The organism is Longibacter salinarum (genome assembly GCF_002554795.1).
GTDB lineage: Bacteria > Bacteroidota > Rhodothermia > Rhodothermales > Salinibacteraceae > Longibacter > Longibacter salinarum.
Genome location: NZ_PDEQ01000004.1, coordinates 412,381 through 433,789, shown reverse-complemented (window position 1 = coordinate 433,789; position 21,409 = coordinate 412,381). Strand labels below are relative to the sequence as shown.

Sequence of the window (21,409 nt, the reverse complement as noted above, 5' to 3'; positions counted from 1 at the left end):
GCCTGTTCAGGTGACCAAGGCACACGCCTTCGGGCCTGCGCGCCTCGTGTACCACTGGGCGATCGGCGAAGAGCGGCCCTGGCGCCTGGTGACCAACGCCCCCTCGCCGAGCGCGGTGCTCCGGCACGACCGCACTCGGATGTGGATCGAAGAGCTCTTTGGGGACTGGCAAGGGGGCCGCTTTCAACTGCATCGCACGCGGCTGCAGGCCCCGGAGCGCATCGCGAGGCTCGTCCTCGTACTCAGCCTCATCTACGTCTGGCTCATCGCGGTCGCAAGCGCCGTCGTCAAACGAGGCGACCGATGCTGCGTGGACCGATCCGACCGACGGGACCGAAGCTACCTTGCAATCGGCCTGCGATGGATCCGGCGATGTTTGCAGAACGACGCCCCCATCGATGTGCGCTTCGTTCCCTATTTTTGAAAACTGTCCGGTAGCTAGCCCTGAACCCTGAACCCTGAACCCTGAACTCTGAACCCTGAACTCCGAACCGCCCCATGTCCATCCTTGTTATCATTCCGGCGTTTAACGAAGCCCGGGCGATTGCCCAGGTGATCGGCGACGTGCCGGATCGGGTCGACGAAGTGGTCGTCGTGAACAATGCCTCGACGGATGAGACAGAGGACAACGCCCGTGCGGCCGGGGCGACCGTGCTCACCGAGCCGAAGCAGGGCTACGGTTACGCCTGCCTGCGCGGGATCGAGTACGCACGAGCCAGACAGCCCGACATCGTCGTTTTTCTGGATGGGGACTACAGCGACCATCCCGATGAAATGGGTCGCCTTCTCAAGCCGATCCTCAATGACGAGGCCGATTTTGTTGTTGGCTCGCGGATCCGGGGAGAAGCCGAGCCCGGCGCGATGCTTCCGCAGGCCAGAATCGGGAATCGCCTGGCCTGCACGTTAATGCAGTGGATCTGGGGGGCGCGATACACCGACCTGGGGCCGTTTCGTGCGATTCGGTTCCGCGACCTGCTGGCTCTCGACATGCAAGATCAAACGTTCGGGTGGACGATCGAGATGCAGATCAAAGCGATTGAGGCCGGCCTACGTATCTGCGAGGTGCCAGTGTCCTACCGCAAGCGCGTCGGGGTGTCCAAGATCACCGGAACGCTCTCCGGCACCGTGAAGGCCTCCGCGAAAATCCTGTGGACCATCTTTCGGTTTGCACTTCGCCGTGGGAAAAATGTGCCATTGGCGGCTCGTCGAGCTTTGTCATCGAAGACCTCTGCCGCTGAAGCATCAGGATGAGGACCGCAGAGAGGGATTTTCGCTTCGACATCACGTTTCGTGAGGGTCACGTCTGTTTGAAAGCGGTTCCAAGATGGTGCGCGAGTACGAACCTTTCCAAACCGATTCCGTAATTCAAACGGTTCGGTCTGCAAGACGCAGCCAGCTGATCTCCGAGGCACTTCGGTCGTTCCCCCGGAGGTTCCTTTTCGCCCCGTATCGTCGTTAAGAATGATCCCCATGAAGAAGCCCGACATCTGGTTTAACGGTGAGTTCGTTCCTTATGAGGAAGCGAACATCCACGTCCTTTCCCACGTCGTGCACTACGGTTCGTCCGTTTTCGAAGGCATCCGTTGCTATAATACGGACGAAGGTTCGGCCATCTTCCGTCTGGAGGAACACATGAAGCGCCTGGTGGACTCCGCCAAGGTGCATCGGATGGAAACCCAGTACTCGGTCGATGAACTGTGCGACGCGGTCGTTGACACCGTTGAACGTAGCGGGATGGAGTCATGCTACATCCGGCCTGTCACCTTCCGTGGCATGGGACCAATGGGCGTGAACCCACTCCAGAACAAAGTCGAGACGTTTATCGCCGTCTGGGAATGGGGCACCTACCTCGGCGACGAAGCACTGGAAGAAGGCGTGGATGTGGAGGTTGCGAACTGGAACCGAATGGCACCGAACACGCTGCCGGCTATGGCGAAGGCCGGAGGGAATTACCTGAACGCTTCTCTCGTGAAGATGAACGCTCTCAAAAACGGGATGCACGAGGGCATCATGCTCAACACCAACGGCTACCTCGCCGAGGGAAGTGGCGAAAACCTCTTCATTGTGCGTGACGGCGAAATCTACACAGCACCGGTTGGGTTGTCGATCCTTCCGGGCATCACGCGCGACTCGATCATCACACTGGCGCGCGAGAAAGGCTACAGCATCGAGGAGAAGATGGTGCCGCGCGAAGCCCTGTACATCGCTGACGAACTCTTCTTTACGGGAACGGCGGCGGAGGTGACACCCATCCGGTCGGTCGACCACTACACCGTCGGAGATGGTGTCCGTGGCGAGATCACAGAAGATCTGCAGTCGGCCTACTTCGACATCGTGCACAACGGCAACGACCCGCACGACTGGCTCACGTTCGTCGACGTGGAAGAGCCCGAGGAGGCGGCCGCGACAATGTAGCACCGTGTGCGACGATGTAGCACTGTGCGCAACGATGTAGCACTGTGTGCGGCAATGTAGCACCTCGTGCTATAGCATAGCACATGACCGATGGCTCGTCTGTGGAATTGCGAGTCGTCGCGCACCGAACAGCATACGCCCTCCCTCGGCCCCGTGCCGGCGGAGGGCGTCCTGTTTGTGGAAAAATGGTGCTCGAACCGTGCATGCTGATCAATCGTTGCCCTGTACCGTTCGACGGACCACAGCCCTCAGCCTGCACATCGACCATCGCACTCGATCCCTCGCCTACCATGGCCGACGACTATCAGCCGATCGCATGCGGCTTCTACGACGAACTCGGCATCCGGATGATGCGTGGACACACGTGCACGCTGCTTCTGGAGGTTGATGATGATACGGAGGAGGTCACAGCCGTCATTACCGACATTTACTCTGACGGCGACGAAGAATTTGCCGAACTCAATGGCAGTCGTCGAATTCGACTTGACCGCATCGCCCGCGTCGATCACGTCACCCGCCCCAATGCATGTTGATGAGGTGTGAGGGGTGAGGTGCGAGGGATGAGGAAAAAGGGAAGGGGCGAACGAACGCTGAACATTGGACTTTGAGAACCTGTTTGGCGGGCAGCCCTCGGCCATCCAAGGGCACGGACCTCGCGCCGGTCGGTCCTTGCGAAGCTTGGAGTACTGGGCCTGGTTGATCTTGCGCATCGTGTCGACTGCGGCCGTACGAAAGACGATTCGTCAGGTCATCAAATAGGGATGAACGGATGCATTTGCTTCTTTGTGGTCCGTCCGTCAAACAGGTAATGAACGCTGAACATCGAACTCTGAACTCTGAACATTTAAAAATGCCGGATACAACCGACAATTCGTCTAACGAACCTGCGCGTCTGACATCGAAGCAGCGCGCTCATCTCCGCTCCCTCGCGCACGGCAACAAGCCCGTGGTACACGTTGGAAAAGACGGTCTGTCCGATGCCGTCATGACGTCTATCGAAGAAGCCTTCAACACGCGGGAGCTGCTGAAAATTCGGATTCTTGACAACGCAAACGAACAGCCGCGTGACATGGCCCACGCCATCGCCGATCGGATGGAGGGCGTTCAGGTCGTACACACGATGGGGTGGACGGTCACCTTCTATCGTCCCGACCCGGACGAGCCGCAGATCGAACTACCGTAACCACACCGGTCTGCCATCTACGCCGGCCCGTGACCCCATCGTTGTTCTAAAAGGCCCCGTCTCATGCCCGACGTTCTGTACGAAACGCGCGACGCCGTTGCCACGATCACACTGAACCGGCCGGATGCGCGCAATGCGTATTCGGATGAAATGGTGAAAGAATTGCTGGCGGCGATCGACGAGGCGGACGCCGACGACAGCGTGCACAGCGTTGTCATTACCGGTGCCGGACCGGTCTTCAGCGCGGGGGGCGACCTCAAAGCGATGCGCGATCGTGAGGGGATGTTTGCTGGGGATCCTGCCGAGCTGCGTAACCAGTATCGGAAGGGACTACAGCAACTCCCCCGGCGGTTCGATCAACTCGAGAAGCCCGTCGTCGCTGCGGTACATGGAGCCGCGATTGGAGCGGGGCTCGACCTCGCTCTGATGGCCGACCTGCGTATCGCGAGCGACGATGCCAAGTTTGGGTCGACGTTCGCGCGTGTCGGGCTTGTGCCCGGGGACGGCGGAGCGTACCTCTTGACGCGCGTCATTGGGTTCGCTCGAGCGCTCGATCTCGTCCTTACCGCTCGTATCGTCGAGGCGCAGGAGGCACTGGACATGGGTCTCGTTACGTCGCTCGCCCCCTCTGAACAGGTTGTGGATGTTGCGCACGAACGCGCCGAACAGATCGCGAGCCTTCCACCGAAAGCCGTGCAGGCGGCTAAAGCCTGTCTCTACCGAAGCGTCGACAATGACCTCGAGACCGCACTTCAACTCACCGCAGCGCTCCAGGCAACGGTTCAGCATACCGACGATCATGATGAGGCGGTGCGTTCTATGATCGACCGACTACAAAATCGATAAGTCGGGATAGCCGCTTCGAATATGAATGGCTCGTCGGTCTCAGAACCGGCGTAAGACGAATGCGCCCCGTTCCGCCAGATGCGAAACGGGGCGCGTCTATGTCTGGATGTTAGGCCTATCGGTACAGCGGTCGATTAGCGGAGTGGATAGAACGTGAGACCGAGCGAAAACCGACCTTCACCATAGCCGAATTCGTCCTCATCGAGTCCTGCCGAGATGTTGCCAACCTGGACCTCGTCAAACCGTCCACCGCCGAAGTGCAGACCGGCGTCAAGAGCGACGGCGGGAGTGAAGAAATATGAAACGCCGCCGCCTAGCGTGAATCCACCGCCGCGAAACTCCACGTCGCGATCATCCTCGGTGGCAGCCACGCCACGAAGCGCAACGTCGGCATACGGGACGAGGGAGCGACCAGAGCGGAAGTTGAGTCGTAGGCCTAACTCACCGCCTGACCAGCTGTAATCATTTCCGGTAATCGCACTGGATTGACCATCGATTGATGCTCCTGTCACGCCCACGTATATCGTGACGAGGGGAGACACGCCCCATCCTGCTCGAAGCGAAAGTCCCCCACCGTTGTCGGTTTCGGAGAATGCATCGTCACGGTAATCGATGGATTGACCATCGAGAGAGATCTGTAAAAATAAGCGTTCTGTATTCGACTTCGGTTCGGCCTCTTGCGCCATGGTCTCGGAGCTGAGGAGAGTGGCAGCCGTGAGGCCAACGAGAATGCAGGATACGGCGATACGAAATACCTCAGACCTGATCAGACAAAGGGGACGCGTCATAATGCCTGGACGGATGTTTTCGAAAAAAAGGGATGTATCTTTCTTGACCACGTAGCCGCGTGCGACAGCAGGAGAGTCACGTGCGTTTGGGAAAATCTATTCATCCGTCGTGACGGTACGCGTTTTTCTATCGATTCAGCTACCTCGAATTCTTGCGTATGATGATGGATGAGTAATCTTCTCTCGTCCAGTTTTTCGCGACTCCGTGTTCATGTTCGTACCTTGGTGGCGATGCTGCCCGTTTCTTTAAAGTGTACCTTCATGCGAGATCGCATCAAGCCCCGCTTTCCCCTTCGCTCTGCCATTCTGGGTGTTCTCATCAGCGTATTTGCTTTGTCAACGCCCGACGCGCTGGCCCAGTATGCAACCGACTCACTCCACTTCGAGCTGACGGACGTGTTTGCGCTTGAGTACGCCTCGGACCCCCAGATCCACCCGAGCGGGGAGTCCATCATCTATGCCCGCACGTCGATGGACCGGATGACGGATCGCGCGATGTCCAGGCTCTGGATTGTCGCAGCAGACGGCCGCGGTCATCGGCCGGTGACCGCGCCCGACGTGAACGCCTCGTCGCCCCGATGGTCGCCGTCGGGGGATCGGATCGCGTACGTTGCCTCCGATGGAGACGATGGAAGCGAGATCTACGTCCGATGGATGGAATCTGGCGAGACAGCCCGGATCACGCAGCTGGTTTCCTCGCCGAGCAGCCTGTCGTGGTCGCCGGACGGCTCACATATTGCCTTCTCCATGTTGAAGGAAACGCCGCAGCGTCCCTTTGCACGTATGCCTGCTCCGCCGGAGGGCGCGGAATGGGCGCCCCGTGCGAAAGTGATCGACGACGTGCGCTATCGCTCGGATGGAGCGGGATATCTCAAGGATGGGCACCGTCAGGTGTTCATCGTCCCGGACGAGGGAGGAACTCCGCGACAGATTACATCGGGACCGTACGATCATGGCGGATCGATTGAATGGATGCCGGACGGATCGGCGATTGTCCTCTCTGCCAATCGGTCTGACGACGCTCCCTATGATCCGCTCGACTCCGAGCTCTACCTTTTCGACCTGCAGTCCAGCAGCATCACATCTCTTACGAGTCGCCAGGGCCCGGATTCGAGTCCCGCGATTTCTCCCGACGGGTCGCGAATCGCGTACACGGGGTTCGACGATGCCTTTCAGGGCTATCAGGTCACACGGCTTCACGTGCTCGATCTCGAGAGTGGCGAGAAACAAGTTATCACCGCGGACCTGGAGCGTGATGTCCAGAATCCAACCTGGAGCGCGGACGGGGAGACGATCTACGTGCAGTACGACGATGAGGGCACAACGAAGGTTGGCGCAGTCTCGATGAATGGCCGGGTGAGGGAGGTGGTGACGAACGTCGGCGGGACGACGCTCGGACGGCCGTACCCGGGCGGCTCGTTTTCGGTTGCTGCGAACGGACGGATTGCCTTCACGCAAACGGGCCCACATCACCCAGCTGACGTGGCGGTCACGCGCGGGCAAGGCGTTCGCCGGCTGACACAGCTCAACCAGGACTTGTCCAGTCGCGTGCGCTGGGGAGCGGTGGAGGACATCACGTATACGTCCACAGATGGGGCAGAAATCGAGGGTTGGATCGTCACGCCGCCGGACTTTGACCCGTCGAAGAAGTACCCGCTCATGCTCGAGATTCACGGCGGACCATATGCCAACTACGGGCCACGCTTCAGTGCGGAAGCCCAGCTTTATGCAGCGGCAGGTTACGTCGTTCTCTACACGAATCCACGAGGTAGCACGAGTTATGGCGAATCGTTCGGCAACGCAATCCACAAGAATTACCCGGGGCCGGACTACGATGACCTGATGGCCGGCGTGGATGCCGTCATTGATCGTGGCGGCATCGACACGAGCCGGCTCTACGTAACCGGGGGAAGCGGGGGCGGTATCCTCACCGCTTGGATCGTGGGGAAAACGGACCGGTTCCGTGCGGCCGTTGCTGCTAAGCCCGTCATCAACTGGTACAGCTTCGTTCTCACGAGCGACGGGTATCCGTTCTACACGAAGTACTGGTTCTCCGGCCCGCCGTGGGAGCACCTCGATGAGTACATGGACCACTCGCCCATTTCGCTCATCGGTAACGTAACGACACCCACGATGCTCTTGACCGGGGAGGAGGACTTCCGCACGCCGATGTCGGAGACAGAGCAGTTCTACCAGGCGCTACAGCTGCAGAAGGTGGAAACGGTAATGGTTCGCATCCCGGGCGCTTCCCACGGAATCGCCGCCAGGCCGAGTCACCTCATGTCGAAGGTGGCCCACATCCTCGAATGGTTCGACCGCCACGGCGCCCGAGGCGGCCGGTGAACCTCTTCAAATCGTGCTAACCCCGAACCTTGTGGTGCCGGCAACATCGGTAACCCCTAAGGGCCATCCTGACTCGTCTTTGCCGGTTCACCTTGATGCTCGCCCTCCTTTCATCTTCGAAGCGATCAAGCGTCGCACGGCCGTGCGACGCTTTTTTGTTCGGTGATCTGTCTCTATTGGGTTCGTCTGCGGTTCGTCGCAAAACCCAAAGACCATCGCGTGTTGATTTCGAACGCCGTTGAACTCTGACAACCTGTTTGGCGGACAGCCTTCGGCGATCCCAACGTACGGACCTCCCGATGGTCGGTCCTCGCGATGCTAGCACGCGATGCTTGCTCGCGTGCTCGTCAGACTAGGCTGGGTTGATCATGCGCACTATGTCTACCGCCCATCCGCCAAACAGGTTATGAACCCTGAACTAATCGGTCCCCGCCAGCCGCGCCGTTTCCTTGTCCAGGACGGTGCGAAACTGCTTGATCAGGGCATCTACGTTTGTGTACTCCGCGCCGTAGTCGAGATTGAACGCATAGTCGAAGTCGGGTGGGTTCTGGCCTTGATTGTGCTGCAGGATGGTCTCGAGCTTGTCGAATGCTTTCGCGAGTCGAGCTTCGCGCGTTTCCGCGGCCTCGTACTCATCCCAGAGTGCGACCACTTCCGCCTGCGTCGACGGCGGCAAGGTGTCGGTTAGGTCTAGGAGGTCGGCTCGCTCCCGGTCTGGTTTATCCCCCTGTTCGACTTGCTCCGGGGCCGGGATGTCTCCGTTCAGAGCTTCGCCGAGATCGTGGACGATGCACATTTTGAGCAGCTTCGCTATGTCTACATCCGGGTACTCCGGCCCGAGAACGGTGACCATGAGCGTCAGCCGCCATGTATGCTCCGCCACGCTTTCCGTGCGTCCGTCCGATGTGTAGCCGGACCGCAGCGTGTTTTTCATCGCTTCGGCGCGTTGAAGAAAGGTGATAATTCCAGACAGATCGGACATAGTGGTCACGACGGGTGCGAATTCAGGTCAACGGTACGTTGCGTATAGCGAACGGGGACGCGTGGCCGAGAGAATCCAGAACCTGTCCCCAGTGCGAACACGGACATCCTACCAGAGCCGAAACCAGAAGATGCATAGTGCCTGGAACGCACATCCGCCCGCGCGACAAACCCTGAACGATGAACCCTGGCTACCGGACAGTTTCACTGGGGCGTGTGTCACTGCCACATGTAACGGCGCAGTTGCTCCCGAATGCGTGGGAGTATGGGAGTGTGGGGGCACGGGCATGTGAAAGTTGGTCATTTCTCGACGATAACGCCCCGCGTTCGAGACGCATGAGACGCTAAGAGGTCCGTTTCGCGATGTCGCCCGAAGAGATTCCGTGTTGAAATCAGACGGTCCGGTAGCTAGCGATGAACCTTGAACCCTGAACGCTGAACCCTGAACCCTGAACTCTGAACGCTGAACCTTGAACCCTGAACTTCCAGCCTGAACGTATCCCCAGGCTCATCCGTAGAGACCGTCCGACATTCTCCCACGAACCTACCCTCCTTCATGCATCGACTCGTACCGTTTGTTTTTGTGCTGCTTCTGCTGGTCGCTCCGGCCCAGGCACAGCAGGCCGCTCCGTCCGGCTCCACCTCTGACGAGGCCGCGGTAGAAACCCGCCGCCCGATTCCATATCCGATCCAGCCGCGACCGTCGTTCCAGCGGGCCGTCGAGAAGGGTACACGCACGACCGATGGCACGCCCGGCGAGAACTACTGGACCAACTACGCGCGCTATGACCTGAACGCCGAGATCACCCCGTCCGATTCGATGCTACACGGTTCGGGGACCATCACGTTTATCAACCGGTCGCCGGATTCGCTTCGCACTCTGGCGCTTCACCTCCGCCAGAACGTGCACGCGCAAGGCATGGAGCGGACGCGCCGCGCGGAGATTACCGGCGGCATGACCGTTGAAAACCTCGCGTTTGACGGCCAAGACATGGTCGAGCTTACGTCCCGAGCAGACCTCCGTCGCGAGGGTATGGGATATGTCACGGATGCCACCCGCATGCGGGTTATTTTGCCTCAGAGCGTAGCACCGGGCGACTCAGTGACTCTGAGCACGGAGTGGAGCTTCCGCGTTCCCGGCGAAGACAACTTCCGCATGGGGCAGGATGGCGAGGTCTACTATCTGGCGTACTGGTATCCGCACCTTGCCGTCTACGATGATGTGGACGGATGGGTCGCCGAGCTGTACCAGGGCGACGGTGAGTTCTACATGGGATACGCCGATTACGAGCTGTCTGTCACCGTGCCAGAAGGCTGGATCGTTGGTGCGACTGGCAAACTTCAGAATCCGGAGGAGGTGCTGGCGGAGCAGACGCAGTCGCGCCTCGAGCAGGCGGCCAACACGTCGGACATCGTCAACGTGGTTACAGAAGAAGACCGCGGCGCAGGAACGGCGACGGCCAACGCAACCAACGAAGACGGAACGCTCACCTGGACGTTTCAGGCGGACCAGGTGCGTGATGTCGCATTCGGTACCTCTGCGAAGTACGTCTGGGACGCCACCTCCGCCGAGACCAACGAAGGGTCGTCGATGATCCATTCGATGTACCGCCCGGGAACGAGCCAGTGGGACCGCTCGGCCGAGTTCTCTCAGTTCTCGATCGAGCATCTGTCGGACATGTTGATGCCGTATCCGTACCCGCACATGACGGCTGTGGAAGGCATCATCGGGGGCGGCATGGAGTTTCCCATGATCACCCTCATCGGCGGCAATCGCAACTCGCCAGAGTCGCTCTTCGGCGTCACGTACCACGAGATCTCGCACATGTGGGTGCCGATGATCGTCGGGACCAACGAGAAACGGCATGCGTGGCTCGACGAAGGCACCACGACGTTTAACGAAAATGAGGGCGCATCTGAGTTCTTCGGTACCGACAACTGGGTGCCATCGGAAAATTGGTTCTACCGGTTTGCCGGCTCCGCACAAGAGGCACCGTCCATGCGGCACGCCGACCTCTATCCATCAGACGGTCCGCAGCGGGTCTACGCGTCCTACGCGAAGCCCGGCACCATGCTGCATGCTCTGCGCGGTGTTCTCGGGGACGAGACCTTTTTCGAGGCCTATCGCGAATATGTGGACCGGTGGGCGTACAAGCACCCCACGCCGTATGACTTCTTCAATACGTTCGAAGATGTCTCAGGACAGGAGTTGGATTGGTTCTGGCGCGGTGCGTTCTACGAGAAGTGGTCCCTGGATCACGCCATCGAGAGCGTCGATACCTCCGGTGATCAGCCGACCGTTACGGTCGAAGACCGCGACAACCTGGTGATGCCGGTCATCCTCAAGGCGACCTACGCTGATGGCGAGACGGTCACACGGAAGACCGACGTAACGCCCTGGATGAACGGCGAGCGGAGCGTGACGATCACGCTGCCGGCCGGTGATCTTGAGAAAGTCGAACTCGACCCGGAAGCGTATCTGCCGGATGTCGATCGCACGAACAACGACTGGACGAAGTGATAATTTGTGGTCCGGTTTGAGAGCAAACGCACGCCCGCTTCCGACAAGTCGGAGGCGGGCGTCGCTTGTGTCATGAGGATGTCTACAACCGCGTTCTTATCGGCGTATCGGGACAGCGTAAACTCCACGCTCTCGCGATCCGCGCTGCGGCCTCGTCGTCATCAACAGGTGCGTACCGGTGAAGGCCAGGTGTGCGCCGAGTCGCTCAGTCGATGTTGCTGGCGAGGCGCCGGCCACAGAAGACAGGCGCCACGTGTTTTCAGATGTTCTCGTGTAGACCAGGGCGGTGCCACGATGCGGCAATCCACGTCCGGCGGTATTTCCAGAGGCACCCACGATCGCTGTATCTCCGCGGAGGGCTACGCTCTCTCCGAATCGATCCTGTGTGTCGGCGGACGGTTGCTCCAGGGTGGCCGCATGGGTCCACGATCCACTCGAGCGCTTGTAGATGTAGGCCGCACCGGTCCGGTCGCGCCGCCCGGGGTTGCCGCTTTCACCCACGAGCAGCGTACCGTCATACAGAGCCACCGACCGCCCGAAAGCTGCGTATGCCTCCGGCTCCGGAGCCCGCACCTCTGCTGCATGCGTCCACTGCGTTCCGTTGCCGTTGAAGAGGTGTACAGCGCCCACATACGACTGCCGTCCCGCATCGGTGAACATGGCAGCATCAGATACACCGACGGCAATCACGCCATCGTGAATCGACACCGACTCGCCAAAGCGAATGGATTCGCGTTTGGACGTGCGCAGACGCACGGGTTTGCTCCATCCCTGGCCGGTTCGCGTGAATACGAACGTAGCTTCTTTCACACCGACGACGATGTGCCGATCGTCCATGTCCACAGCCATTCGCACATCATGAGGCAAAGCGGGCTCCGGCAGGCGAAGTTGTGCCGTGCGCATCCATGAGCCGTCCGTTCGCTGGTATACGTCCAGGGCGGGTGTGGGCAGCAGGCGCGTAAGAATCCCACCGTCATGGTGCGACTGGGGGGCTGGCGTAGGCTGGTAGCGCGCAACAACGATCGTTTCACCATGGACGGCGACGCCGGGTGCCCGACGGTCGAGTCCGCCCCGGATGGGGCGACGGCTGGCAATCCGCGTCCAGGTGTCGCCGGACCGTTCCAGTACATGCGACTCTTCCGGACCTTCCAGGATGAGGCGATCGCCGCGAAACGCCACGAACTCCTGACGCCAGCTGCTATTGTCCGATTCGATCACCTGCGATTCCGTCCAATCGTTTGCACCGCTCGATGTGTAGAGCACCACACTGGAGCGGGCGTGGGTATTGCCAACGGATCGGCGCGTGCCGACGGCCAGCGTTTCGCCGTTCCAGGCAAGGTCGGTGGCAAAGCCGGGCCGCCCGCCCATGCCGCGTCGCAGATGCTCTGAGTCGGGCGTCAGGCGGCCTCCCTGCGTCCAGCTGTCGCTACTCAGCGAGTAAAAACGAATGTGATCCTTGCCGTCGTCGCAGTGAGCCGCGCCCACCGCGATACGCGGTCCCTTTCCGGCGATGGAGGCCGGAAACGTGCACTGTTCGCCGTCCGAAGAAAATCGAGCGGTCTCTGCAAATTCACCATCGGCTCCCGCTTCGAAGATCTGGAGATGGCCCTGCGCGACATCGTCGGTCGGCTCAACCGGCGAAACGTCCATTCGCCCGCCTCTTACGTCCCGACCCTGTTCGCCGCGGATGAACGTTCCGACGACGATGCGCCCGTCTACGATGGCAGCTTGCGGCTTGCAGGTCACCTCTAAGGTGTAATTCGGGGCCGAGTAGCTCCGAAACGTCGCTGAGGCGGCAGGCGTGGTCACGTCCAGTTCGCCCGTCCATTTCCAGCCGTTATTCGTGCGAGCGAATGCGTGCGCGGTACACGTTTCGCGACCCTGGCGGTCATCCCGGTCCATCGGCACCACCACGACAGCAGCTTCCGGCCCGATGGCGACCGTTTGTTCGGTGGCTGCCAATTCTTCTGAGGGTGGACCCGTAAGGCGAGTGCTGCTCCAGCTGTCATCCGACCGTTCGAAGATGTAGGGAGCATCGCGTCCGAGCGCAGGTCCTGCCGCGATGCCGAGATCCACATGTGCATCGATGCTCCCTCGATGGTTCGGTAGAAGCACCGGTGTGCCTTTGACATCCATCGCGTGAAATCCCCAAAACGTCTCCGGCGCAGCCCGTCCGCCAACGGTGTCGGTGGGTATGAGCGTGCCGGTGGCATCCGCTTCGAACACGATCGCCTCGCTCGTCAAAAGGGCGGAGATGTCGTCGCCGGGGCTTCGGGTGCGTCCCACGGCAGCGATGGGCCCGTCTCCGTCCACGGCGGTGTACAGAGCGTCATTGTCATGTTTCGACGCGAGCGGAGTGGCACCAGCACGAATCGATGCGTCGACGGCCTGACGCGCATACCGAACGGTGGTGCGAGGGTCTTCGCTGATGGGACGTGTCCGGCGCTGTCCGGCCGTGCTCCAGTCGGGTGCGTTGTACAGGTACACGTTGCTCGTCCACGGCTGCCCCGGAATCTGGGGTTCGTACGTGGCCCAAGCGCCGGTGGATGGGTAGTAGACCTCCAGAAGGTAGTGTCGGATGAGGGCATTCGCGTCGGGTCGGGCGACAAACGTACGGGCAGTTCGGGCCGGAATACCCAGGTGGCGAAGAACGGCGGCGGGGAGGTGGGTGAAGGCGATGCAGTTACCGCTACCTCGCTCGAGTGCCGTAAGGGCATCTGGAACTTCGTTCGGACGAGCCCACCGCAGGTGGTTGCTGTTCCAGCGGAGGACGGCGTTGACTAGCTCCTGCTGGGTTCTTGCATTCGCTTGGGAGCGGATCTGGTTCGCTATCGCCGCAATATCTGCCGCATCGCTCTGGATGTTGGCCGTTGGTCCCGCATAGCGCTGCATCGAGTCGGGGACGGCCACAACAGGGTACGGGTCGTCGAACGATGCCCGCTTCGTTGCGACCGTTACGAGTACCGTGTCCGGAGAGAGCCGCTGCACGCTCTGCTCATACGTTGCGCTCCGGTAGCTCGGAATGTCGATCACCCCATCGGGATGTGTGATCTCGATCGTCTTTGCCTTGGTGAGCTCGGGATTCATGGACACTGCCTGTTCGCGCGTGTCCTGAGCGGCTACGGAGCGCGGGACGAGGAGCAGCAGGGTCAAAACAAAAAGGTGCCTGATTATGACGCGACACATAGACAACGAAGGGGAGAGACCAGAGGAGGGAGAGATGCAGAATGTAGCCCTCAGCGTGGCGTTCTACAAGGCCTCCGATCACGTCCACTCATACGGCGGTTGAGGGTCGGGTCGGGGTAATGAACACGCGATCCTCAGGATGGGTGACATGAGGGAGGATCGTCAAAGAATCCGACGGGACGATTCCGCACGACCTGCAGAACCGAAGGAGGATTGACGTAAATAGAAAAAACCTAAGCACTTGGATCGCAAGCGCTTAGGCCTTTCATCTTTTTGGCTCCCCGGGCTGGATTCGAACCAGCGACCGTCCGGTTAACAGCCGGATGCTCTGCCACTGAGCTACCGAGGAATATGTATTCGGGGCGGTTCTGCCCGTCAGGATCCGCTCTTACCATCCCGTGAGAAACGGGTTCCTGATTCACAAACGCTTTGCGACGGCTTGAGTCGGCGGGCGCGTCCGTCATCAGGGAGTCTTACGGTACGACGTATTGCGCCAACGTGTCAAGAGGTTGACGGTGATTTCAAATTGGGGAGGCTTGGCCCTGGTGGTTGGTAGAGAGCGCGTAGTCCACCGGGTCGACACGTGCTAAAACGAATCTCTCAATATCATTGCAGAGGTCAAGAAAAGCGGATGTTTCGAAAATCACCAAACAAGGCAAAACAGCATCCAGTGTTGAAAGTACAGCGATAAACCGGTACCTGACGATTCTATATCATTGTCTATGTATACACCTTGCTGGTTCCGATCCCTGGCGGCCATTCTGGTCGTTCCTTTTCTTGCTTTCGCCATAGCTGGATGCGGCGAGTCCGGGGATCCGGCACAAGAGGATAATTCTACGGCTGTCACGCTGAGCGATAGTAGTTCTCTAGCGAGTGTGATCGAAACCGACGACCGCTTTACAACCTTACAGACCGCTCTTGATTCGAGCGGTCTCGACTCCACGCTTGCGAGCGCAGGTCCGTATACGTTGTTTGCCCCGACCAATGCGGCATTCGATCGACTTCCCGAAGGGACCGTTCCCGATTTGCTCGATCGTGAAAACAGGGATCGTCTCCGTATGATTTTGACCCACCACGTCGTGCAGCAAAAATTGATGAGCGAGGACGTGAGTGGAATGGCGTTTGTCAATACGATGGAGGGTTCATCTGTACCGGTCAGCGCTGACGACGGTACGCTTCGCGTCGGCAGTGCTACCGTGCTTGACGCGGATATCGTGACCGGTAATGGCGTCATCCACGTGATTGACTCCGTTTTGCGCCCGCCGGTCATGGACAATGATTCTACCGAACCGTGATACCGTGCGTCGGCTGGGTTTCGCACTCATCTGCATCCTTCACGACCGCCGGGTCGGCAAACGTAAGGACCGATTGCGGACGCGTTGTAAAGGGGCGCGAGACGCGCCGTAACGATCTACCTATTTCCATATCTGACGTGAATCCTGCCCTGTGCGATTCGTAGAAGCGAGCAGACGTCAACGTGCCACGAACCGTCTGGTACGTATTGTTCGTCCGTCCGCTTATCACGACAATTCTACGCACTGCTATGGCAGACTCAAGCGCTCCCGTCTACATATTGATCGGCGCCACGGGCGGCATCGGTTCGGATGTATCTCGACGCCTGGCCGACGACGGGGCCCAGCTCGTACTCGGTGCACGCTCTGAGGACGAGCTCAACTCCCTCGCGGAAGAAACGGGCGGTGACCCGTTCCCACTCGACGCAACTAAATTCGAGCAGGTGCAGGACATCGTCGACCATGCGATCGATACGTATGGGCGCCTTGATGGAATGGTCAATTTTGTGGGATCGATCCTGCTGAAGCCGGCGCACCTCACGTCGGTCGACGAGTATCGCGAGCAGATCTCGAAAAACCTCGACACGGCGTTCAATACTGTTAAAGCCGGGGCGCGAGCGATGATGAAAGAGGGCGGATCGATCGTGCTCATGACTTCGGCCGTCGCCCGAACGGGATTGAAGAATCATGAGGCGATTGCTGCGGCGAAAGGCGGCGTCACCGGCCTGATGCGTGCGGCTGCCGCAACCTACGCGAGCCGCGGCGTTCGCGTGAACTGCGTGGCTCCGGGACTGGTCGACACCCCGATGTCCAAACGAATTCTTAGCAGCGAAGCCGGCCGAAAGCAGTCGGAAGCCATGCACGCGCTCGGACGCATCGGACAGCCGGAAGATATCGGCCCGGCCGTGTGCTGGCTGCTCGACCCGGAGACCACCTGGGTCACCGGACAGGTGATCGGCGTCGACGGCGGCCTCAGCACCGTCCGCGCAAGCTGAAACGGTGTTGGAACCTGTTTGGCGGACTGTCTCTGACCTACGACTTCGTGGATCTCGCCCTGTGAAGCTACTTCGCTCGCCAGGTAGTTCCCCACGGGGTGACCTCCCTGCGGTCGGCCTCACTACATGGCTCGCTTGAGCGCTTCACACGGGCTTCGCCCACTGTGTCTCGGTTACCGACCCATCCGCAAAACAGCTTCTTTATGTGTTGATGTGTTCGGGTTTTTCCTCCACCCGTAAAGTCCGGTACATCCGCACCCCAACACTTCAACACGTCCACACTTCCAAACTTCCACACGTCCAATGCGTCTCCTTCTCGTTCTCCGCGACCAGCTCGATCGATCCGCGGCCCTTTTCGATGATGTGGACCCGGACACCGACGTGGTTGTGATGACGGAGAACGACCGGGATCGGGGGCGTTTCCGTGAGCACAAGCAACGTCTGGCGCTTGGCTTCGCGGCGATGCGGCACTTCCGGGACGAACTGCGAGAGCAGGGCCTCACCGTCGCGTATGAAACTGCTTCTCCGCCGGAGACGGACCGCGATTCTTACCACGCGGCGGAGGCCTCGCCTGTGGCGGACGCTCTTCGCGAGAAGATTCGGGAGCATGGCGCCGATGAGGTGGTGCTGACGGAGCCCGGGCGCATCGGCCTACTCAAGGAGATCGAGGCCGTATGCGACGAGGAGGGCGTCGAGTTTACCGTGTACGCCGATCGTCATTTCCTGTGCACGCACGAGGATTTTGAATCGTGGGCGGATGGTCGAAAGGAACTCACGCTCGAATATTTCTACCGTGAGCAGCGGCGCGAGTACGATATCCTTCTGACAGATGAGGGAGACCCCGTCGGGGGAGAGTGGAATTTTGACAGTGACAACCGGGAGAGCTTCGGCGCGGACGGACCGGGCATGATTCCGGACGGACCTCGCTTCGACCGGGATGACGTCACGGGTAAGGTGCTGGAGACGGTCCGTCGGGACTTTTCCTCTGCGCCGGGGGATCTCGACACGTTCCGCTGGCCGGTTACTCCAGAGCAGGCGAAAACGGCGCTTGACGACTTCATCAAGAACCGTCTTCCCATGTTTGGGACCTACCAGGATGCGATGTGGACGGGGCGCGCCTTTCTGTACCATTCTCGCTTGTCAGCAGCGTTGAATCTGAAATTGCTGTCGCCGCTCACGGCCGTTCGGGCGGCGGAAGAAGCGTACCATGATGGACACGCTCCGATCCATGCCGTGGAGGGCTTCATTCGACAGATTCTCGGCTGGCGCGAGTTCGTGCGTGGCGTCTACTGGCTATACGCCCCCGAATACGGTCATAAAAACGCTCTGGATGCTGCGATGGACCTGCCGGATTTATACTGGAGCGGCGAAACTCAGATGCGGTGCCTCAGCGAATGCGTGGGGCAAGTCAAAGAGCATGCGTACACCCACCACATCCCCCGACTCATGGTGATCGGGCTCTTCGGGATGATGGCCGGCATCGATCCCGCTCAGATGAACGACTGGCACGAAGCCTATTACGTAGATGCGTGGGAATGGGTATCCCAGCCGAATATGATCGGGATGGCGTTGTACGCCGACGGTGGAATTGTCGGCACGAAACCGTACGCCGCATCCGGGAAGTACATCTCACGGCAGAGCAACTACTGCTCCCATTGTCGCTTCGACCCGGCAGCGTCCACAGGCGACGACGCGTGCCCGTTCACGACGTTCTACTGGGACTTTTTGAATCGACACCAGGAAACGTTCTCGGGAAACCGGCGAATGAATTTCCAGCTCGCCAATGTACGACGGAAGTCGGACGATGAGCTCGAGGCCATCGCCGAACAGGCAGAGCATTACCGCGAACGTCTCGACGAGGGAGAGCTTTAAGGATTGACCATCGAGGATAAAGTATTTAGAATTGTGGGTTGCGTCGTTCGAGTTCACCTGCAGTAGGGAGGGCTGAAGCAGATTCGCTTCTGTACACTCGTCGAATCTGTTCATCCGTATTCGACTCGGGCCCATGCGACGTCTGCCCATTAATTATTTCCCCATTTCAATTGCGCTGGTACGATGGCCATGACTACGCTCCGATTTGACTCTGAGATGCCGGTATCGGCTGGACAGCTCTTCGACTGGCATGCGCGTCCGGGGGCGTTTCAGCGGCTTGTGCCCCCGTGGGCTCCCGTGCGGCTGCAATCGTATGAAGGCATCCGTGAAGGTGATCGAGCAGTGATTCGTGTCGGTCCGGGCCCGTTCAGCATGAAATGGGTTGCCGAGCATTACGATGTTGTGGAGGGCAGGCAGTTTTGCGATCGGCAGGTGTCCGGTCCGTTCGCCCACTGGGATCACACGCACCGGATGGAGCCGCTCTCCGAGGACACCAGTCGGCTCGTAGATGAAATCGAGTTCGCCCTTCCCGCCGGCCCCATCGGCTCGCAAGTCGGGCGGTGGTTCGCGGAGCCGGAGCTGCGCAGGCAGTTCGCATATCGGCATCGTGTGACGCGGCGCGACCTGGAACTGCACAACAAATACAATCCGGAGGGCCGGTCGCTGACGGTTGCCGTCAGTGGGGCATCCGGCCTCGTCGGTTCCGCGTTGTCGGCCATGCTCACGACAGGCGGACACACGGTCGTTCCGCTGGTGCGACGGGGACCTGCGTCTGATGACGAGATCCTCTGGGATCCCCGTGGCGGACGGATCGAATCAGAGAAGTTCAACCGTGTCGATGCCGTGATTCACTTGGCGGGTGAGAACGTCTTTGGCCTCTGGACCGAAGACAAAAAGAGCCGGATCCTGACCAGTCGAGCGGTCGGGACGCGTTTACTCGCAGAGGGCATCACGGACTGTGAGAACCCACCGGAGGTGCTCATTTCAGCGTCCGCGATCGGGTATTATGGCGATCATGGAACGGACGTCATCACTGAGGAGAGCGAGCCACGGAATCCTGGATTTCTGACGGAGGTGTGTGAGGCCTGGGAATCAGCCGCGGATCCTGCGCGTGAGGCAGGAATCCGGGTCGTCCACCCGCGGATGGGGGTGATCCTTACACCCGCGGGAGGGGCTCTTCAGCTCATGTTGCCTGCTTTCCAGCTTGGCCTCGGGGGGCGCGTCGGCGCTCGTGATCAGTATTTCCCCTGGGTAACGCTCGACGATGTCATCGGCGCATTGTACCACTCGGTTTGGTCGGACGATCTGGTCGGCCCGGTAAATATCACGGCGCCCGATCCGGCTCGAATGGAGATGTTCACAGAGACGCTGGCAGGCGTGGTTAATCGCCCGGCATTTTTTAATCCTCCCACTCCGATCGTTCGTACGCTGGGAGGCGAGATGGCCGAAGAGATGTTGCTGAAGAGTGCCCGTGTTTTACCGAAGCAATTGCTTGACTCAGAATATACATTCGCTTTCGACGATCTCGAGATGGGACTGCGTCACCTTACGGGACGGACCAAGGAGCCCGCAGGACTCGCCTGAGGGAGGTCAAATCCAAGGATCTGCCGGAGCGGAAGACCCACCGGAGATTTCGGGACACGAATGTAACCAACCGGATCGGTTGGTTGCCGTTATATACTTCTGATATTTCCGATTCTCAATTTATAAATTAAGTTATATGTCTTCGCCATCCGTCGTTATTGTCGGGGCAGGTCTCGCAGGCCTGACCTGTGCGCGGCACCTTCAGAGACGTGGGACCGAGTGCATCATCCTGGAGGCGTCCGACAAGGTTGGCGGGCGGGTGCAGACGGACGTGGTGGACGGGTTTCGTCTTGATCGGGGCTTTCAGGTCCTGCTCACGGCGTACCCGGAGACGCAGCGCGAACTCGATTACGATGCACTGGACCTGCATGCCTTTTACAACGGGGCCATCGTACGATCGAATGGCGCCTTCCACCGGATTGCAGACCCATTTCGCCATCCATTCGATGCGCCGCGAATGCTGTTTTCGCCCGTGGGAACGCTCGGCGATAAACTCCGCGTCGCTCGCATCCGTCAGGCGCTTTCGAGTCAGTCGGTTGCGGAAATCATGTCGCAACCGGAAATGACGACCGTTGAGGCCCTTCGCGATCGCTGGGGTTTCTCGGAGGTGATGATCGATCGGTTCTTCCGCCCGTTCTTCGGTGGGATCTTCTTCGATACCGATCTGCAGGCGTCTAGCCGAATGTTCGAATTCATCTTCAAGATGTTTGCCGAGGGAGAGGCCGTTTTACCTGCCGAGGGAATGCAGGCGATTCCAGAGCAGATCGCGTCGAATCTGAAGCCGGATACGGTTCGGTTCAACACGCCGGTCGAATGTATCGAGGACGATGTGATCACGCTCGCCTCCGGCGAAACCATCCAGGCGGACGCCATCGTCGTTGCAACGGAAGCCCCGACTGCGAACCGTCTACTCGGAGGCGTCGCGCCTGTGGAGGCGCGGTCGACCACGTGCGTTTACTATGCTGCACCGGAGTCGCCGCTCGACACCCCGATTTTGGTGTTGAATGGCGATGGCAGCGGGCCCGTGAACAATATCAGCGTTCCGTCCGATGTCGCGCCGTCGTATTCTCCCGACGACCGCGCCCTCGTCTCGGTGGTCGTTGTCGGTAAACCTGATCAGTCGGACGCCGACCTCGAGCGCGCCGTACGTCAGCAGCTTATCGACTGGTACGGTCTGGCCGTAGGTGGGTGGAAGCATCTGGACACCGTTCACGTGCCGTATGCCCTGCCGGAGCAGGCGCCTCCCTTCCTTTCTCCGCCCGAGCGCCCGGTACGACGGCGTCCCGGCCTGTACCTTTGCGGCGATTACACTCGAACGGCCTCTCTCAACGGTGCGCTGAGTTCTGGACGAGACGCCGCACGCGCTGTGCTCACCGATCAGAGAACGCCCACCCCCGCCTGAC

At 59.8% G+C, this 21,409-nt stretch carries 15 protein-coding genes, 1 tRNA gene and 1 pseudogene; 13 read left to right on the top strand and 4 right to left on the bottom strand.

The features are described from left to right. From CRI94_RS17685 to CRI94_RS10135, 6 genes and pseudogenes are all read left to right on the top strand, one after another. A pseudogene (locus tag CRI94_RS17685) lies at positions 1-424 on the top strand (hypothetical protein); the annotation flags it as partial. Between the two features lie 74 nt (positions 425-498). After that, positions 499-1,251 (top strand): glycosyltransferase family 2 protein, encoded by a 753-nt coding sequence (locus CRI94_RS10155; RefSeq protein WP_098075580.1) that lies wholly within the window; start codon positions 499-501, stop codon positions 1,249-1,251. 219 nt (positions 1,252-1,470) lie between these two features. Then, entirely contained in the window at positions 1,471-2,415 is a 945-nt protein-coding gene (locus CRI94_RS10150; protein ID WP_098075607.1) for a branched-chain amino acid transaminase, read from the top strand. Between the two features lie 290 nt (positions 2,416-2,705). Beyond that, the gene (locus CRI94_RS10145) at positions 2,706-2,948 is read left to right on the top strand and encodes a hypothetical protein (RefSeq protein WP_098075579.1); all 243 of its coding nucleotides are present in this window, start codon (positions 2,706-2,708) and stop codon (positions 2,946-2,948) included. 317 nt (positions 2,949-3,265) lie between these two features. Next, positions 3,266-3,598: a ribosome assembly RNA-binding protein YhbY gene (gene yhbY, locus CRI94_RS10140; protein WP_098075578.1), complete on the top strand. Its 333-nt coding sequence runs from the start codon at positions 3,266-3,268 to the stop codon at positions 3,596-3,598. Positions 3,599-3,661: 63 nt separating this feature from the next. Beyond that, positions 3,662-4,444 (top strand): enoyl-CoA hydratase-related protein, encoded by a 783-nt coding sequence (locus CRI94_RS10135; protein ID WP_098075577.1) that lies wholly within the window; start codon positions 3,662-3,664, stop codon positions 4,442-4,444. Between the two features lie 134 nt (positions 4,445-4,578). On the opposite strand, the gene CRI94_RS10130 is transcribed toward CRI94_RS10135, so the two are convergent. Then, positions 4,579-5,232, bottom strand: a complete 654-nt coding sequence (locus CRI94_RS10130) for an outer membrane beta-barrel protein (protein WP_143815362.1) — start codon at positions 5,230-5,232, stop codon at positions 4,579-4,581. A 261-nt stretch (positions 5,233-5,493) separates the two neighbouring features. On the opposite strand from CRI94_RS10130, the gene CRI94_RS10125 reads away from it, so the two are divergent. Continuing rightward, positions 5,494-7,575, top strand: coding sequence for an alpha/beta hydrolase family protein (locus CRI94_RS10125; protein WP_098075575.1), 2,082 nt, complete (start codon positions 5,494-5,496; stop codon positions 7,573-7,575). Positions 7,576-7,993: 418 nt separating this feature from the next. Here CRI94_RS10125 and CRI94_RS10120 read toward each other — a convergent pair whose 3' ends face one another. Next, positions 7,994-8,557: an HD domain-containing protein gene (locus CRI94_RS10120; protein WP_098075574.1), complete on the bottom strand. Its 564-nt coding sequence runs from the start codon at positions 8,555-8,557 to the stop codon at positions 7,994-7,996. 555 nt (positions 8,558-9,112) lie between these two features. Between CRI94_RS10120 and CRI94_RS10115 the strand changes: the two genes are divergently transcribed. Beyond that, positions 9,113-11,077, top strand: a complete 1,965-nt coding sequence (locus tag CRI94_RS10115) for a M1 family metallopeptidase (RefSeq protein ID WP_098075573.1) — start codon at positions 9,113-9,115, stop codon at positions 11,075-11,077. A 96-nt stretch (positions 11,078-11,173) separates the two neighbouring features. Here CRI94_RS10115 and CRI94_RS10110 read toward each other — a convergent pair whose 3' ends face one another. Next, positions 11,174-14,230 carry a transglutaminase domain-containing protein gene (locus CRI94_RS10110; RefSeq protein WP_179862243.1) on the bottom strand — a complete coding sequence of 1,019 codons (3,057 nt, stop codon included), beginning with the start codon at positions 14,228-14,230 and terminating at the stop codon, positions 11,174-11,176. A gap of 307 nt (positions 14,231-14,537) precedes the next feature. Continuing rightward, a tRNA-Asn gene (locus tag CRI94_RS10105) sits at positions 14,538-14,612 on the bottom strand. A gap of 373 nt (positions 14,613-14,985) precedes the next feature. On the opposite strand from CRI94_RS10105, the gene CRI94_RS10100 reads away from it, so the two are divergent. The 5 genes from CRI94_RS10100 to CRI94_RS10080 all read left to right on the top strand — a co-directional run bounded on the left by CRI94_RS10100 (position 14,986) and on the right by CRI94_RS10080 (position 21,408). Beyond that, positions 14,986-15,558, top strand: a complete 573-nt coding sequence (locus CRI94_RS10100; protein WP_098075571.1) for a fasciclin domain-containing protein — start codon at positions 14,986-14,988, stop codon at positions 15,556-15,558. Positions 15,559-15,806: 248 nt separating this feature from the next. Continuing rightward, positions 15,807-16,550, top strand: a complete 744-nt coding sequence (locus CRI94_RS10095; protein WP_098075570.1) for an SDR family NAD(P)-dependent oxidoreductase — start codon at positions 15,807-15,809, stop codon at positions 16,548-16,550. Positions 16,551-16,853: 303 nt separating this feature from the next. Then, positions 16,854-18,422, top strand: coding sequence for a cryptochrome/photolyase family protein (locus CRI94_RS10090; protein ID WP_098075569.1), 1,569 nt, complete (start codon positions 16,854-16,856; stop codon positions 18,420-18,422). 183 nt (positions 18,423-18,605) lie between these two features. After that, entirely contained in the window at positions 18,606-20,006 is a 1,401-nt protein-coding gene (locus CRI94_RS10085) for a TIGR01777 family oxidoreductase (protein WP_098075568.1), read from the top strand. A 136-nt stretch (positions 20,007-20,142) separates the two neighbouring features. Beyond that, entirely contained in the window at positions 20,143-21,408 is a 1,266-nt protein-coding gene (locus CRI94_RS10080; RefSeq protein WP_098075567.1) for an NAD(P)/FAD-dependent oxidoreductase, read from the top strand. Position 21,409 lies beyond the last annotated feature (1 nt).

What these genes read in the sequence shown, in the direction of transcription:
- CRI94_RS10155 (WP_098075580.1), top strand. Translation starts at nt 499, where the DNA reads ATGTCCATCCTTGTTATCATTCCGGCGTTTAACGAAGCCCGGGCGATT.
- CRI94_RS10150 (WP_098075607.1), top strand. Translation starts at nt 1,471, where the DNA reads ATGAAGAAGCCCGACATCTGGTTTAACGGTGAGTTCGTTCCTTATGAG.
- CRI94_RS10145 (WP_098075579.1), top strand. Translation starts at nt 2,706, where the DNA reads ATGGCCGACGACTATCAGCCGATCGCATGCGGCTTCTACGACGAACTC.
- yhbY (WP_098075578.1), top strand. Translation starts at nt 3,266, where the DNA reads ATGCCGGATACAACCGACAATTCGTCTAACGAACCTGCGCGTCTGACA.
- CRI94_RS10135 (WP_098075577.1), top strand. Translation starts at nt 3,662, where the DNA reads ATGCCCGACGTTCTGTACGAAACGCGCGACGCCGTTGCCACGATCACA.
- CRI94_RS10130 (WP_143815362.1), bottom strand. Translation starts at nt 5,232, where the DNA reads ATGACGCGTCCCCTTTGTCTGATCAGGTCTGAGGTATTTCGTATCGCC.
- CRI94_RS10125 (WP_098075575.1), top strand. Translation starts at nt 5,494, where the DNA reads ATGCGAGATCGCATCAAGCCCCGCTTTCCCCTTCGCTCTGCCATTCTG.
- CRI94_RS10120 (WP_098075574.1), bottom strand. Translation starts at nt 8,557, where the DNA reads ATGTCCGATCTGTCTGGAATTATCACCTTTCTTCAACGCGCCGAAGCG.
- CRI94_RS10115 (WP_098075573.1), top strand. Translation starts at nt 9,113, where the DNA reads ATGCATCGACTCGTACCGTTTGTTTTTGTGCTGCTTCTGCTGGTCGCT.
- CRI94_RS10100 (WP_098075571.1), top strand. Translation starts at nt 14,986, where the DNA reads ATGTATACACCTTGCTGGTTCCGATCCCTGGCGGCCATTCTGGTCGTT.
- CRI94_RS10095 (WP_098075570.1), top strand. Translation starts at nt 15,807, where the DNA reads ATGGCAGACTCAAGCGCTCCCGTCTACATATTGATCGGCGCCACGGGC.
- CRI94_RS10090 (WP_098075569.1), top strand. Translation starts at nt 16,854, where the DNA reads ATGCGTCTCCTTCTCGTTCTCCGCGACCAGCTCGATCGATCCGCGGCC.
- CRI94_RS10085 (WP_098075568.1), top strand. Translation starts at nt 18,606, where the DNA reads ATGGCCATGACTACGCTCCGATTTGACTCTGAGATGCCGGTATCGGCT.
- CRI94_RS10080 (WP_098075567.1), top strand. Translation starts at nt 20,143, where the DNA reads ATGTCTTCGCCATCCGTCGTTATTGTCGGGGCAGGTCTCGCAGGCCTG.